16 protein-coding genes are annotated in these 13,495 nt (G+C 65.3%); 13 read left to right on the top strand and 3 right to left on the bottom strand.

Going from position 1 to position 13,495, the window contains the following annotated elements; all coding sequences use genetic code 11:
* Positions 1-22 precede the first annotated feature (22 nt).
* From ASE95_RS05295 to tatC, 8 genes are all read left to right on the top strand, one after another.
* Positions 23-865 carry a cytochrome c1 gene (locus tag ASE95_RS05295; RefSeq protein WP_056632355.1) on the top strand — a complete coding sequence of 281 codons (843 nt, stop codon included), beginning with the start codon at positions 23-25 and terminating at the stop codon, positions 863-865.
* Between the two features lie 78 nt (positions 866-943).
* Positions 944-1,486, top strand: a complete 543-nt coding sequence (locus tag ASE95_RS05290; protein ID WP_056632351.1) for an adenine phosphoribosyltransferase — start codon at positions 944-946, stop codon at positions 1,484-1,486.
* Positions 1,487-1,859: 373 nt separating this feature from the next.
* Positions 1,860-2,408: a hypothetical protein gene (locus tag ASE95_RS17555; protein WP_056632348.1), complete on the top strand. Its 549-nt coding sequence runs from the start codon at positions 1,860-1,862 to the stop codon at positions 2,406-2,408.
* Between the two features lie 95 nt (positions 2,409-2,503).
* Positions 2,504-3,238: a segregation and condensation protein A gene (locus ASE95_RS05280; protein WP_056632345.1), complete on the top strand. Its 735-nt coding sequence runs from the start codon at positions 2,504-2,506 to the stop codon at positions 3,236-3,238.
* A complete protein-coding gene (gene scpB, locus ASE95_RS05275; protein WP_056632342.1) occupies positions 3,235-3,804 on the top strand; it encodes an SMC-Scp complex subunit ScpB in 570 nt (189 codons plus the stop codon). Before ASE95_RS05280 ends, scpB begins: the two co-directional genes overlap by 4 nt.
* Before the next feature lie 27 nt (positions 3,805-3,831).
* Positions 3,832-4,071, top strand: a complete 240-nt coding sequence (locus ASE95_RS05270) for a twin-arginine translocase TatA/TatE family subunit (RefSeq protein ID WP_056632339.1) — start codon at positions 3,832-3,834, stop codon at positions 4,069-4,071.
* A 29-nt stretch (positions 4,072-4,100) separates the two neighbouring features.
* Positions 4,101-4,541, top strand: coding sequence for a Sec-independent protein translocase protein TatB (tatB, locus tag ASE95_RS05265; RefSeq protein WP_056632336.1), 441 nt, complete (start codon positions 4,101-4,103; stop codon positions 4,539-4,541).
* Between the two features lie 5 nt (positions 4,542-4,546).
* Positions 4,547-5,311 carry a twin-arginine translocase subunit TatC gene (tatC, locus tag ASE95_RS05260; protein WP_082449978.1) on the top strand — a complete coding sequence of 255 codons (765 nt, stop codon included), beginning with the start codon at positions 4,547-4,549 and terminating at the stop codon, positions 5,309-5,311.
* A gap of 562 nt (positions 5,312-5,873) precedes the next feature.
* On the opposite strand, the gene ASE95_RS05255 is transcribed toward tatC, so the two are convergent.
* From ASE95_RS05255 to ASE95_RS18210, 3 genes are all read right to left on the bottom strand, one after another.
* A complete protein-coding gene (locus ASE95_RS05255) occupies positions 5,874-5,987 on the bottom strand; it encodes an entericidin A/B family lipoprotein (protein ID WP_443025432.1) in 114 nt (37 codons plus the stop codon).
* Positions 5,988-6,258: 271 nt separating this feature from the next.
* A complete protein-coding gene (locus ASE95_RS05250; RefSeq protein WP_443025422.1) occupies positions 6,259-7,791 on the bottom strand; it encodes a sensor histidine kinase in 1,533 nt (510 codons plus the stop codon).
* 66 nt (positions 7,792-7,857) lie between these two features.
* Positions 7,858-8,016: a NepR family anti-sigma factor gene (locus ASE95_RS18210; RefSeq protein WP_235528193.1), complete on the bottom strand. Its 159-nt coding sequence runs from the start codon at positions 8,014-8,016 to the stop codon at positions 7,858-7,860.
* 265 nt (positions 8,017-8,281) lie between these two features.
* On the opposite strand from ASE95_RS18210, the gene ASE95_RS05245 reads away from it, so the two are divergent.
* The 5 genes from ASE95_RS05245 (at position 8,282) to ASE95_RS05225 (ending at position 13,342) form a co-directional block, all read left to right on the top strand.
* Positions 8,282-9,076: a response regulator gene (locus tag ASE95_RS05245; RefSeq protein ID WP_056632323.1), complete on the top strand. Its 795-nt coding sequence runs from the start codon at positions 8,282-8,284 to the stop codon at positions 9,074-9,076.
* A gap of 85 nt (positions 9,077-9,161) precedes the next feature.
* A complete protein-coding gene (locus ASE95_RS18005) occupies positions 9,162-9,299 on the top strand; it encodes a hypothetical protein (protein WP_056632320.1) in 138 nt (45 codons plus the stop codon).
* 103 nt (positions 9,300-9,402) lie between these two features.
* Complete coding sequence (locus tag ASE95_RS05235) at positions 9,403-10,050, top strand: sigma-70 family RNA polymerase sigma factor (RefSeq protein ID WP_056632317.1); 648 nt, start codon at positions 9,403-9,405, stop codon at positions 10,048-10,050.
* A 221-nt stretch (positions 10,051-10,271) separates the two neighbouring features.
* On the top strand, positions 10,272-12,917 hold the full coding sequence (locus ASE95_RS05230) for a bifunctional [glutamine synthetase] adenylyltransferase/[glutamine synthetase]-adenylyl-L-tyrosine phosphorylase (RefSeq protein ID WP_056632314.1): 2,646 nt from the start codon (positions 10,272-10,274) through the stop codon (positions 12,915-12,917).
* A complete protein-coding gene (locus ASE95_RS05225) occupies positions 12,896-13,342 on the top strand; it encodes a peroxiredoxin (protein WP_056632311.1) in 447 nt (148 codons plus the stop codon). The genes ASE95_RS05230 and ASE95_RS05225 overlap by 22 nt, the downstream gene beginning before the upstream one ends.
* The last annotated feature ends 153 nt before the right edge of the window (positions 13,343-13,495 follow it).

Raw genomic sequence — 13,495 nt, 5'->3', positions numbered from 1 at the left:
CGAAGAGGGGATTCGATAGGCAATGGTTCGTCTCATTTCACTGCTGGTCGGCGCGGGGTTCGTCTTCGTGCTCGCGCTGGCGCTGTTCTTCACCGCGAAGGACGCGATCCAGAATCCGGCACCGCACACTGCGGAACACGCGTTCCACCAGCATCCCGAGGACATCGGGTTGTCGTCGGCGGGGATGTTCGGCAAGTTCGATCGCGCGCAGCTGCAGCGTGGCTTCCAAGTCTACAAGGAAGTATGCGCCGCCTGCCATTCGCTCAAGTATGTCGCGTTCCGCGACCTTCAGGAGATCGGCTACAACGAGCCCGAGGTGAAGGCGATCGCCACGAACTGGGTGATCGAGCAGCCGAGCGTGAACCCGGAGACGGGTGAGGCGGCGACGCGCAAGAACCTGCCGTCGGACCATTTCCCGTCGCCGTTCGCCAACGAGGTCGCCGCGCGCGCCGCCAACAACAACGCGTTGCCGCCGGATCTTTCGCTAATGACCAAGGCGCGCGAGGATGGCTCGAACTACATCCACGCGCTGTTGATGGGGTATCGAGATCAGCCGGCCGAGTTGCTGAAGGAATTCCCGGACGCCAAGACGCCGGAGGGGCTGCACTACAACCCTTATTTCGCGAACCTCAACATCGCGATGCCGCCGCCGATCACGTCGGATGGTCAGGTTACTTATTCGGATGGTACCAAAGCGACTCGCGACCAGATGTCCCGCGATGTCGCAGCATTCCTGACGTGGAGTGCGGAGCCGAACCTTGAAGCGCGGCACGCGGCCGGGATCGCCGTGGTGATCTTCCTGTTGATCTTCGTCTATCTGACCTGGGGCGCGTACCAGAACGTGTGGCGCAACGTGAAACATTGAGCGGGCCGACATCGGCCTGAAGAGCGAACGGCGATCGGGTACCTGACCCGGTCGCCGTTTTCGTGTAGGCGGGCGCGCATGAATGACGACCCTGCCGACGAACTGCGCGCATTGATCCGGACCATCCCGGATTTCCCCAAACCCGGTATCCAGTTCCGCGACATCACCACCTTGCTGCTGTCACCGACCGGGCTGGCGACCTGTATCGAGCGGATGGTGGCGGTGGCAGATGGTCCCGTCGATCTGGTCGCCGGCGTGGAGGCGCGCGGCTTCCTGTTCGCGGCCGCGCTGGCTATCCCGCTGAACGCCGGCGTGCTGTTGATCCGCAAGGACGGCAAATTGCCGGGCGCGACGATCGCGGAGGACTATGCTCTGGAATATGGTCGTGACCGGATCGCAATCCACGCCGACGCCTGCGCGCCAGGAGCGCGCGTGTTGCTGGTCGACGATCTGATCGCCACCGGCGGGACTGCGCGCGCGGCGGTTCGATTGTTGCGTAAAGCAGGCGCGACGGTGATGCAGGCGCAGTTCGTGATTGATCTGCCCGATCTGGGCGGCGCCGATCTGTTGCGTGCGGACGGGATCGGCGTGTCGTCGCTAGTCGCCTACCCCGGACATTGACCGATTCCGCACACGAGGTGAGGCAGGCGGTGATCGCGGCTGAATAGACAGCGGTTTGTTGTCTGCAATCTGCGGGACCAGCATAGCTTCGGACGTGGCTGGTTCCCGCTGTTCGCGAGAGCTGCGACATCGCGGACAATGGGAACAGTATCGGACCCATGGCAAGACCGGGGTGACCGGGAGAGCGTGTCTGGCGCTCAATTCCAATCGACGCCGCGCCGTTCCTGAGCGCGGCGACGCCACCGCGAAGGCTATGCCGCGCAGGCGCGCAACGACGCGCCGCCTGTCATTGGGAACGGTAAAGGCCTGACATCGTTGTAAGTTACTGCCGAGGCCAAGTTTCCATTGCGGCTCTCATCATGAAGGGATCGCCATGTTGTCGGCTCGTCTGCTGTTTGCCGGTCTGCTGGGCGCATTATCGCTTGCCACTGCGGCGTGTACCGGTCGGTACGGTTATTCGGGGGCGGGCTTAGGTTCCGGTTATTATGGCGATCCATCGTTCGCCAGTGGGTACGGCAATGGCTATTACGGCTGGTATGGCGACTATTACTACCCCGGAACCGGCAGCTATGTCTTCGATCGGGGCCGTCGCGCGTATGCGTGGAACGACGGTCAACGCCGGTACTGGGAGCAACGACGCCATGGCACGGCGAACCGCGACGTTCGGGCGAACTGGCGCGATTTCGGGCACGATGTTCGGCGGGAGCGGCGCGAATATCGCGGCGCGGTGCGCACCGATCGTCAGGCTTATCGCGACGGCCGACTCACACGTGAGCGGTTCCGGCAGGAGCGGCGCAGCGCGGGCCGCGATTACCGGCAGGATGTCAGGCGCGACTATCGCGAACTGCGTCGTGGTAACCGCGCCGAAGGTTATCGCACGCCACGGAACGACCGGGCTTTTCCGCCCCGGTCTCGTCGCTGACCACTTCGTCCGCGGGTCTGGCCGCACCGCGCAGCTTGTGCCAAGCTTGGCATCGTGAACCGCTTGCGTGCTCCAAAATTTGATCAAGTCACCCGGTGAACGGCGTGCCCGAGCAATTGACGCTTGACCTCGACGGCTTCGAAGGGCCGCTCGACCTGTTGTTGTCGTTGGCCCGCGCGCAAAAGGTCGATTTGCGGGAGATTTCGATCCTTGATCTGGTCGAGCAATATCTCGCCCATATCGACGAGGCGCGCGTGCTGCAGCTCGATGTGGCCGCTGATTATCTGGTGATGGCCGCATGGCTGGCCTATCTCAAATCGGCGTTGTTGCTCCCGCGCGAACCCGAGGTCGAGCAGGATGCCGACGACCTGGCGTTGCGCCTGCAGATGCGGCTCGAACGCCTGGAATTGATGCGTCAGGCGGGTGACTGGTTGGTGGCGCGCGACCGGATCGGGCGAGATGTTTTCACGCGTGGCGCCCCCGAGGGCTTGCATGTCGTGCGCAAGGCGTTCTGGTCGGTCGAATATTACGATTTGCTCTCCGCCTATGGCCGCGCGACTGCGCGGTCGCGACCAGTGCTGCACCTGGTGCCGGACCGGGAAGTCGTGACGCTGGAAGTGGCGTTGACGCGGCTGGCCGCGCTGCTTGGCACCGTACCTGACTGGCGAGCGATCGAGCATTTCCTGCCGGTCGTGCACGGTGCGGCGCTGCGGCGGTCGGCGCTGGCCTCAAGCTTCGTTGCGGCGCTGGAACTGGCGCGGCAGGGGCGGGCCGACTTGCGGCAGGACGGGCCATTCTCGCCGCTTTATCTGCGCCGGACGACCGTATGAACGATCAGCACGAGCGCGCGGTCGAGGCGGTGCTGTTTGCGGCAACGGAGCCGCTGACCGTCGATGCGATCCGCAGCCATGCCGGCGACGGCGACGTGCGGGTGGCGCTCGCCCGATTGAAGGGGCGATATCGCGGGCGCGGGATCGAATTGGTCGAGCGTGGCGGACGCTGGCAATTCCAGACCGCGCCGGACCTCGCCCATCTGCTTCGCCGCGATCGGGACGAGATACGCAAGCTGAGTCGCGCCGGAATCGAGACGCTGGCGATCATCGCCTATCACGAGCCGGTGACCCGCGCAGAGATCGAGGCGATCCGCGGCGTCCAGACCGCGCGTGGCACGCTGGACGTCCTGATGGAAGCCGGATGGGTGCGGCCGGCGGCGCGCCGCGATGCGCCCGGACGTCCGCTAACCTTTGCCACGACCCCTGAATTCCTGTCCCATTTCGGGCTTGGCAGCCGACGGGACCTGCCGGGCATCGACGACCTGCGCGCTGCGGGCCTGCTCGAACCGGCCGATCTGGCGTTTGACGAACTCACGGTGGTAAACCAGCGCGAGGACGACTAGATACCCTAGCATCTCAGGAGATACCGTATGGGCAGCTTCAGTCTTCCGCACATCCTTATTCTCGCGGTCGTCGCGATCCTGCTGCTGGGCGGCGGGCGATTCTCTAGCCTGATGGGCGACGTCGCGAAGGGCGTGAAGAACTTCAAGAAGGGCATGGCCGAAGAGGAGGAGGACGATAGCCGTCCGAAGCCGCGGATCGAGGCCAAGAGCCACGCCGAGCCGGCGTTCGATCGCGACGCCGAACGCGTGCGCGAGGAACGCCGCTGATCCTTCGAACTCGATCCGGCTCCCGCTGAATGTTCGGCATAGACACATCCGAATTCCTACTGGTCGCGTTCGTCGCGCTGGTCGTAATCGGCCCGAAGGACCTGCCCAAGGCGATGCGCGTCCTGGGTTATTGGGTGGGCCGCGCTCGCGCGGTCGGCCGACAGTTTCGCGCGGGCTTCGACGAGATGGTGCGCGAGGCGGAGCTGGAGGAAATGGAGAAGAAGTGGAAGGCGGAAAACGAGCGGATCATGCGTGAGCATCCCTTCGTCCCGCCGCCACCCGCCTTGCCGGAGCCAGAATCCCCGACCGCCGATGACGACACGCAATTGCCGGTGATGGTTGAAAAGCCGGAGGTGGTTCCGGCGGAAGCGGCGGCGCCGACGACCGCCGATCCGCATGTTTCCGCTGACGCCGGCGAGCGTGACGTCGAAGCGCCGCGCGGCACGTTTCAGGACAAGGCAGCATCGTGACCGAGATCGTCGACGAACTGGAAGACTCGCGCGCGCCGTTGCTGGATCACCTGCTCGAACTGCGCCGCCGCCTGCTGTATTGCGTCGCCGCGGTCTTGGTGGCGTTCTTCGCCTGCTGGTACTTCGCCGAAGATATCTTCGCCTTCCTGGTGCAGCCTCTGCTACACGCCGGGCAGAAGACGGTGATCTACACGCAAGTGTTCGAGGCGTTCTTCGTTCAGGTGAAGGTCGCGTTCTTCTCGGCGATGATGATTTCCTTTCCGGTGATCGCCAACCAATTGTGGCAGTTCGTTGCACCGGGCTTGTACCGCAAGGAGCGGCGCGCACTGCTCCCATTCCTACTCGCGACACCGGTCCTGTTCCTGATGGGCGCGTCGATGGCCTATTTCATCGCCATCCCGATGGCGTTGCATTTCCTGTTGGGATATTCCGGCATGATCGGCGGCGTACAGCAGCAGGCATTGCCAGCGATCGGCAATTACCTCAGCTTCGTCATGCAATTTCTGTTCGGCTTCGGTGCGGCGTTTTTGCTCCCGGTCTTGCTGATGCTGCTGGAGCGTTCCGGCGTGGTTACGCGGTTGCAGTTGATCGGCGCGCGCCGTTACGCGATCGTCGGTGCCTTCGCGATCGCCGCGGTGTTGACCCCACCGGACGTCGGTTCCCAGCTGTTGCTCGCGATCCCGCTGGTGATCCTGTACGAAGCCGCAATCATCGGTATCTGGTTCACCGAACGCCGCCGAGCGCGTGAGGACGCCGCGACCGCGACCTGAGGCTACTGGCCGCGCCTCGCCAGGCCGGCCATCCTTCTCCCCCGGCATCCGCGAGTAATCGGCTCCAGCGTGGTCGATGCCAGCCGTTCGGTGGTGGCCGAAGATGCGAAGCGGTGCCGGGAACTACCGAACTCAGCAGCGATGCCGTGCGGGTTTGGGACTTGGACCAATCCCTGCGTAGCGGCGGGGAGGAGGCTCGCGGTTGCATTCGCCGCGACCAAGAGGCCCGTTGTCTCGATCAGATGAGAAGTCGCGACGGCACGATCGATGCCGCTTGTGGAAGATCGCTGGGCCGGACGACCCGGGCGGCGCCGTTCGTGCTGCCGTGCCATATTGCTACGCTGCAACAGGGCAGGAGCCAACAGCTCGACTCACACGAGCCTATTTGCATCAGCGCGGATATCGCTTTCGGTAACGCAAAATTTGGCAGCTACCAACGTTGACTAAAAATGCTTTTCCGAATTACGAGGCAAGCGCAAGCCTGACACCCGTCGACTCGTGATAAGCGAAAGGGACAGGCTGCCGTGCAGCCCGTCCCTAGGGTCGTTCACGCCGCGATCCCTTACTTCGTGTTGTCGGCTGCTCCGGCCACCGCATCACCTGCCGACGATACGTCGCGACCGACGCCGTGTACCGTGTTGCATGCCGATACCAATATCGCACCCGCCAGGGCCATCGCGGTCAAAACCTTACGCATCGAACGAATCTCCTGAACAAACCTGATCGGAAAATGCCCGACCGGCCCGGTTCGTTCCGCGCCAGCAACCAGTGAAATAATAAGGAAAAAAGTAAGGCCCGAAAGCGTCACCAGGGGGGGGGAGGGTGACGCTTCCGGGCCTATGGATAGCGAGAGCGGGGGGGGCATAAATTCGCTACCCGCTCTTCTGAACGGGGAGGCGTCGATCCGGTTCCGCCAAACCGGCGCTCTTTGTATAAAAAACCGGTGGTTATTCGCGCCCGGTGACGGCAATTGCGATCTCATACGCTCCGGTCAGCGGATCATGCTGCAAACTGGAACGAAGTTGACGGGTAAGCCCCTCGATCACGCGGCCGTAACGGTGCTTCAGGCCATCACGCAGGTGATCGGTGTCGACCAACGCCCGCGATGAAAGGCGCAACACCGCACGATTGGGATCGGCGACCGGTTTCAAGGTCATACGGATCTGTGCTTCCGGTGCGCAGGTCATCGCCAGCTCGACCAGTTCGGTGACCAGGAACGCGACGGCGACCGCGACATCCTGGGTTACGTAATAAGGATCGATGTCGAGAACGATGCCGACGCGAACTCCCTCCGGAGCCGTGGCGCGTATGCTCGACGCGAGTTCGCCAAGTACCGCGCGCAAGCCGACGCCACGGTTCTCTTCCATCTCGGCATAGTGATAGCGATGTACAACCGCGAGCGCATCGACACGGCGCTGTATCGAGGCATAGGCCTGCGTGGCCTCGATGCTGTGCGCGCCGCGGGCGTGGAAGTTTATGAGGCTGGAGATGACCTGCAGGTTGTTCTTGACGCGGTGATGCACTTCGCGGGTCAGCTTCGTCTGCCGCATCAAGCCTTCCGCCAGCCCGGCCTCGTGTACCGCCACGGTGTGGCTGAGTGCCCGGAATGTGTCGCCGAGATCCCGAATCTCCTGCGCCGGCAGTGCGCGCAGCATGGCGGGGTCGGGCTGATCGCCAGGCGAATAGGCAGCGATACTGCCGCGCAGGGCGCGTAACGGCGCGATGAGCAGTCGATCGACCACGAACCAGCTGATCGCCGCCGCGGCGGCCCACATCAGTAACGGGAGGGTGAGCGCGACCAGCAAAGGTGAACCGATCGGCGCACTGCGCACCTGCATATCGAGGACGAGCCCGCCGATGCCGAGTTCGCTACGCAGGCTCTCCCGCCGTTCCAGCGCGGTGCGTCGGGCGAGTGCGTCGAGTTCGAGCCGCTCGTCGCCTAGCGTCAGTGCCTGACCATAATCCGGAGAAAAGCCGCTTGGACGCCCGATCTGGGCGAGGAAAGGGGCGGGAAAGTAGGCGGCGGCGGTAAGTCCGTCATTCCGACCGGCGAAACGCAGCATCAGCCCGCGTCCTTCGACGATCCTGGCGCTGACCGCATCGTCCGGCGACTGCCGCGCGAACATCGCGGCGCCGGGAAACGGCTCGCCGCAAATGGCGCGGCCGCGCCGGTCGAGGATGACGAACCCGGTGCCCGCAGCGGATTGCTGCGCGAACACGCCCTGCGCGCGTGCACAACTGGGTGCATCACCCCGATCCGCGGTGAGCGCGTCCACCGCGACGCGCAACGCTGTCATATCGCCGACAAGTTCGATCGCGATTGCGCGGCTCGCCTCGGATGCGGCAACACGCAGGTGCGAGCGAAGTTCGGTGTCGGCGATCTGCGTCACGCGCAGCGTCGCAAAGATCGCGATCAGCGCCAGCGGCAACAGCGCGATGCTCAGGATCAGGAAAAGCTTCGCGCCGGTGGGCCAGCGCATGAACATGTCCGAACGCCCCGCTGCGCGCCGGGGGGCGTCAGCGGCGGAAGCTGTCGCCACGTCGCGTCAGTCTAGCTTGCCGAGCAGCGACAGCAGATCGTCGGGAACGACTTCGTCGACCGTCTTCTGATAGACGGAGCGTAACGCCGACCCCATGTCACGATTCTTCGACTGCGCCGCGGTGCCCTTCTTCGGCTGTTCAGGCGCTTCCTTATCCGACGTCAACGTAAACCCCCCAAGACATCCCGACCCTCATGGTCGACGCGGATCAATGTGTCCCGGCGGCCTGTCCCGGACCGGGCGCCCTGACCGGACTGGCGCGATTGCGCTTATGGCCGATGAAACCAAAGCTGGCGTCGTTGGTTCCCTGCCCGTGCGACGAATTTCGCCGGTCGGGGGATTTCATCTGCGACCAGAACGGCGTCCACGAACGTTTTGGTTTCAGCGACCGCGGCATGGGCCTGCGGGTCGTAGGGAGGGCTATCTACACATGTCGCTCGGACAACAACTCGCGCCGCACCTTCCGTTCCTGCGCCGCTATGGTCGTGCGCTGACGGGCAGCCAGGCGCAGGGCGACCGGTACGTGCGTGCCACGCTGGAGGCGATCGTGGCGGCGCCGGAAGAATTTCCGCGGGATGTCGATCCCCGGTTGGGACTTTACCGGACGTTTCAGGCGATCTGGAACTCGGCCAATTTCGACGAGACCGCCGACGAATCGCCGGCAGAAGATCAGGAAGCGGTGGCGCGCGCGCGCCTGTCGCGGATGACGCCGCTGTCGCGTCAGGCGCTGCTGCTGACCGCAATGGAAGGATTCACGCCGGAGGATGCGGCGTATCTGATCGAGGTGGATGCCGCCGAAGTCGATGCGCTGGTCGCCGAGGCGCTGTCGGAGATCGAGAAGCAGACGCGTGCGCGCGTCTTGATCATCGAGGATGAGCCGATCATCGCGATGGATATCGAATCGATCGTTCGTGATCTTGGCCACGAGGTGACCGGCGTCGCGGTGACCCGCGACGAGGCCGTGGCACTTGCGATGGAGGACCGCCCCGGCCTGGTGCTTGCCGACATCCAGCTGGCCGACGATAGTTCCGGCATCGACGCGGTGAAGGACATCCTGGCCGAGTTCAACGTGCCGGTGATCTTCATTACCGCTTTCCCGGAGCGGTTGCTGACGGGTGAGCGGCCCGAGCCGACGTTCCTGATTACCAAGCCGTTTCAGCGTTCTACGGTTAAGGCTGCGATCAGCCAGGCATTGTTCTTCGACGAAAGCACCGTTCCGGCCTAAATCGGCGATGGCGTGTCATTGTGGCAGGACGTTTTGGGTCCGTTATCGATACGGACCCAAAACATCGTTGGGGGGTTGAGCGGGTATGGCAGACGATAACGACCGTATCCACCTCGACACCGATGAGGCGCGCGCGGGCAGCACGCCGGGTATGACCCGGTACATCTTGGCAGCTTCGTTGTTGCTGGTGATCGCGATTTTCGCTGCGATCTTGTTGTCTTGACGCACTGATATCGATCGGCGGACTGGCCAAGTGGCCTTCCGCTACCTATCTTGGCGGCTCGGACCAGTGCCAGGCCGGCGCAGATCCAGCATAACGGAGCGGCATGACCCAACCCCACTCGCTTGCGGACGACGCGCCGGCGCCGCCTCCGGTCGAGCATGTTTCGCTCTCGGATCCGGAGTTCAAGAAGCAGCTCGCGCTTGTCATCCCGCACCTTCGCGCCTTCGGTCGCTCGTTGTCAGGCAATCGCGATCTGGCCGACGATCTGGTGCAGGAGACGCTGTTGAAGGCCTGGGCGGCGCGCAAGCGTTTCCAGGCCGGTACGAACATGCGCGCATGGACGTTCATCATTCTCCGCAATCTGTTCCTCAGCCAGATGCGGCGCGCCCGTTTCAAGGGAGAATGGGACGATCTGGTCGCCGACAGGGTTCTGGCCGCGCCGGCCAGTCAGGACAAGCACGTCGAACTCGCAGACATGCAGCGGGCGTTGATGCACTTGCCGCAGCCGCAGCGAGAGGCGCTGATCCTGGTCGGTGCCGGTGGTTTCGCCTATGAGGAAGCCGCCGAGATTTGCGGCGTGGCCGTCGGCACGATCAAGAGCCGAGTGGCGCGCGGGCGCGTGGCTCTGGAAGCGTTGATGGCGGGCAGCACGTTGTCGTCACGTCGCGACCATGAGGTCGACACCGAGCGGTCCACGCTTGATTCGATCATGAGCGAAGTGGACGAGCTGAGCCGTGATCGCGACGCCTGATGTCGTCAGGCGTGGTCGCGGATCAGTCGTAGTCGCGCCAGGCACGCTTCCATATCATCGGGTAGAGACGGTGTCTTACTGTAGGCCGCACGCAACGATGCGGTAAGGTCGTCCGTCTGCTGCGGCGCGCGTACGATATAAGCGCCGCGTGCGGGGGTGGATTGGACGACGTCATGTACCATGATGCTCGAACGCGCCTTTCCGGGTAGGGTTGCGTTCTGATGACGAACGCTCTTGCCTCCGCCCATGAGCGGATGACCCAAAACGCGCCATTTTTGGCCGGTCTGCTCGCGCGGCGCGGCGCGACCGAGGAAGCACTCGCCATCGCCGATATGCCGGTCGGGCGTCGGCTTCGTCTGGAGCGGCGACACTTGGCGTTGGCGGTAGCGGAGGGCGACCTTGCGGGGACGCTGGACCTGACCGCGGTTACCGCGGCGCTGACGGACTTCGCCGATGGCGCGCTTCACCGCGCGATCGTTGCCGCGATCGCCGAGCGGACGCCGGATGCAGTGCCTCGCGGGTTTGCGGCGATCGCTCTGGGCAAGCAGGGCAGTCGCGAGCTGAATTACTCGTCCGACATCGACCCGATCCTGATCTACGACCCGGCGACACTGCCCCACCGCGCGCGCGAGGATGTCGCCGACGCGGCGGTCCGGATCGGACGACGCGTGCTGGAACTGCTGCAAGCCCGCGATGCGGACGGCTATGTGCTGCGCGTCGACTTGCGCTTGCGGCCATCGCCCGAAGCGACGCCGATCGTGATCCCGATCGATGCCGCCATCGCTTACTACGAATCGCAGGCATTGCCGTGGGAGCGGGCGGCGTTCATCCGCGCACGCGCCGCTGCCGGCGACCTGACGCTCGGGCAGCGGTTCCTCGATACGATCAGGCCGTTCATCTGGCGGCGCAGCCTCGATTTCGGGGCCGTCGGCGAAATCCTCGACATCACCCGCCGGATCCGCGACCATCATGCGCAAGGGCAGGCGTTCGGCCCCGGTTACGATCTGAAACGCGGGCGCGGCGGTATCCGCGAGATCGAGTTCTTCGCGCAAATTCACCAGCTGATTCACGGTGGCCGCGAGGCCGGCCTGCGTGCGCCCGCGACCCGCGACGCGCTGGCTGCGCTCGCCGCAGCGGGGCGGATCGATGCGGAGGACGCACGGGCGTTGTCCGAAGCCTACATGTTGCTGCGCACGATCGAGCACCGCGTGCAGATGATCGACGATCGCCAGACGCACCAGCTACCGACTGGCGAGGGACTCGACCGGGTCGCGCGCCTGCACGGAGCGGCGGACGGCGACGTACTGCTGGCTGAGTTGCGCCCGCATGTCGCGCGGGTCGCCGCTACCTTCGACAAGCTGGCACCGCCGCCGGTCGCTGCGGTGGCGCACGATGCGGCGCGGCTGGCGGATTATCTCGGCGCGGCGGGCTTCGCGGAGACCGAGGACGCGGCGAGGCGTGTCGCCGCATGGCGGGAGGGGCGTTACCCCGCCTTGCGCAGCGCCGCGGCGCAAAGTGCGTTGGAGGCGGTATTGCCGTCACTGATCGAGGCGCTGGCGCAATCGCCGGTGCCGATGATGGCGCTGAACCGGCTCGATCGGTTGCTTGAGCGGTTGCCGAGCGCGATCAACATTTTCCGTTTGCTGGAAGCGCGCCCGGCGCTGGCGACGTTGCTCGCGGAGATCCTGAGCCATGCGTCGACGCTGGCCGAGGCGCTGGCGCGCCGCCCCGACCTGCTCGACGGGTTGATCGACGCCAGTGCGTTCGAACCGGTCGGGAGCGTGGCGGCGCTGTCCGCCACGATGCGCGCGGCGGAGGCGGGAGCCGACTATCAGGCGATGCTCGAACATGTCCGCCGTGTCGTGGGCGACCGGCGCTTCGCGCTCGGCGCGCAGATCGTTGCCGGGCGCGCCGACCCGCTGGACGTCGCCGCCGGTTACGCCCGGGTGGCCGAAGCGGCCGTCGAGGTGCTGACCCATGCGACGGTCGCCGCGTTCGAGGACGCGCATGGCCGGGTGCGGGGTGGCGAACTGGTGATCCTGGCGCTGGGCCGGCTGGGCGGTGCGGCACTGACCCACGCGTCCGATCTCGACCTGATCTATCTGTTCACCGGCGATTTTACCGCAGAGTCGGACGGTGCGAAGCCGCTGGGCGCGACGCTGTATTTCTCGCGACTGGCGCAACGCGTCACCGCGGCGCTGTCGGTGCCGACCGCTGCGGGGCCGCTCTATACGGTCGACACGCGGTTGCGGCCGTCGGGGACGCAGGGGCCGCTGGTCGTCAGCCTGGATTCCTTTGCGCGCTACCAGCGCGAGGAGGCCTGGACGTGGGAGCATATGGCGCTGACCCGCGCACGCGCGGTGTATGGCGGTCCCGAAGCACGCGCGGCGGTGGAGGCGATCGTGGCCGACGTGCTCGCCGGCGCGCGCCGGCCGCGCGACATCGCCGCCGACGCGGCATCAATGCGCGCCGAGATGGCCCAGCACAAGCCGCCGCAAGGCCCGATCGATGCCAAGCTGTTGCCCGGGGGGCTGGTCGACCTGGAGTTCGCGGTGCATGTCGCGCAGCTGACGCGCCGGATCGCCTTCACACCGGAACTGGGCAAGGCGATCGACGCGCTGATCGCCGCCGGAGCGTTCCGGCCGGAACTGCGCCCCGCATACGATCTGCTCGCGCGTCTGCTGGTCACCGGACGGCTGGTCGCGCCCGACGCGCAGGAGCCGGCGGCGACGGCGACCCGTGCGCTGATCGCGCGGGCGGTGATGCTGCCGGATTGGGCGACGGTGCTTGCCACACTGGAAACGGTGCGCGAGAGCGTCGCGGCAAGCTGGCAGGAGAGCATCGCATGGACATCCTCCCCGACGTGACCGCGACCGGCGCGGATGGCGCGCCGTTGCGTTTGATGGACTTGCCGCGCCCGTTGGTCGTCTACTTCTATCCCAAGGACGATACGCCGGGCTGCACGCGCGAGGCGCAGGATTTTTCGGCGCTGCACGAGGACTTTGCCGCAGCCGGCGTCTGCGTGATCGGCATATCCCGCGATACCGTGGCGAAGCACGGCAAGTTCCGCGACAAGCACGCGCTGACCGTTATGCTCGCCAGCGATCTCGACGGCACCGTTACCGAGGCGTTCGGCGTGTGGGGCGAGAAGCAACTGTACGGCCGCACCTACATGGGCGTGGAGCGCGCGACCTTCCTGTTCGATGGAGATGCGCGGCTGGCACGGGCGTGGCGCAAGGTGAAGGTTGCGGGCCATGCGACGGCGGTGCTGGAAGCGGCGAAGGGGCTGTAGGCCCCCCGTTTGCAACGGCTCGGCGCACGACTCCGGCGCTTGGACGCGGGCGTCGCGCGGGGCTATTGCGCAATTAACCTTCTCGCGGGCACAAACCATTGCGTTCGCTGCGGCGGGTTTCTCGCGGTGCGGACACGGAAAAGGGGAAGGCCG

It is taken from the genome of Sphingomonas sp. Leaf231 (assembly GCF_001421995.1).
In the GTDB taxonomy this organism is placed as follows: domain Bacteria; phylum Pseudomonadota; class Alphaproteobacteria; order Sphingomonadales; family Sphingomonadaceae; genus Sphingomonas.
This window is presented reverse-complemented; position numbering and strand designations above follow the sequence as displayed.

Excerpts from the sequence above, each read along its gene's own strand:
- ASE95_RS05295 (WP_056632355.1), top strand. The coding sequence starts at position 23 with ATGGTTCGTCTCATTTCACTGCTGGTCGGCGCGGGGTTCGTCTTCGTG.
- ASE95_RS05290 (WP_056632351.1), top strand. The coding sequence starts at position 944 with ATGAATGACGACCCTGCCGACGAACTGCGCGCATTGATCCGGACCATC.
- ASE95_RS17555 (WP_056632348.1), top strand. The coding sequence starts at position 1,860 with ATGTTGTCGGCTCGTCTGCTGTTTGCCGGTCTGCTGGGCGCATTATCG.
- scpB (WP_056632342.1), top strand. The coding sequence starts at position 3,235 with ATGAACGATCAGCACGAGCGCGCGGTCGAGGCGGTGCTGTTTGCGGCA.
- ASE95_RS05270 (WP_056632339.1), top strand. The coding sequence starts at position 3,832 with ATGGGCAGCTTCAGTCTTCCGCACATCCTTATTCTCGCGGTCGTCGCG.
- tatB (WP_056632336.1), top strand. The coding sequence starts at position 4,101 with ATGTTCGGCATAGACACATCCGAATTCCTACTGGTCGCGTTCGTCGCG.
- ASE95_RS05255 (WP_443025432.1), bottom strand. The coding sequence starts at position 5,987 with ATGGCCCTGGCGGGTGCGATATTGGTATCGGCATGCAACACGGTACAC.
- ASE95_RS05250 (WP_443025422.1), bottom strand. The coding sequence starts at position 7,791 with ATGCGCTGGCCCACCGGCGCGAAGCTTTTCCTGATCCTGAGCATCGCG.
- ASE95_RS05245 (WP_056632323.1), top strand. The coding sequence starts at position 8,282 with ATGTCGCTCGGACAACAACTCGCGCCGCACCTTCCGTTCCTGCGCCGC.
- ASE95_RS18005 (WP_056632320.1), top strand. The coding sequence starts at position 9,162 with ATGGCAGACGATAACGACCGTATCCACCTCGACACCGATGAGGCGCGC.
- ASE95_RS05235 (WP_056632317.1), top strand. The coding sequence starts at position 9,403 with ATGACCCAACCCCACTCGCTTGCGGACGACGCGCCGGCGCCGCCTCCG.
- ASE95_RS05230 (WP_056632314.1), top strand. The coding sequence starts at position 10,272 with ATGACGAACGCTCTTGCCTCCGCCCATGAGCGGATGACCCAAAACGCG.
- ASE95_RS05225 (WP_056632311.1), top strand. The coding sequence starts at position 12,896 with ATGGACATCCTCCCCGACGTGACCGCGACCGGCGCGGATGGCGCGCCG.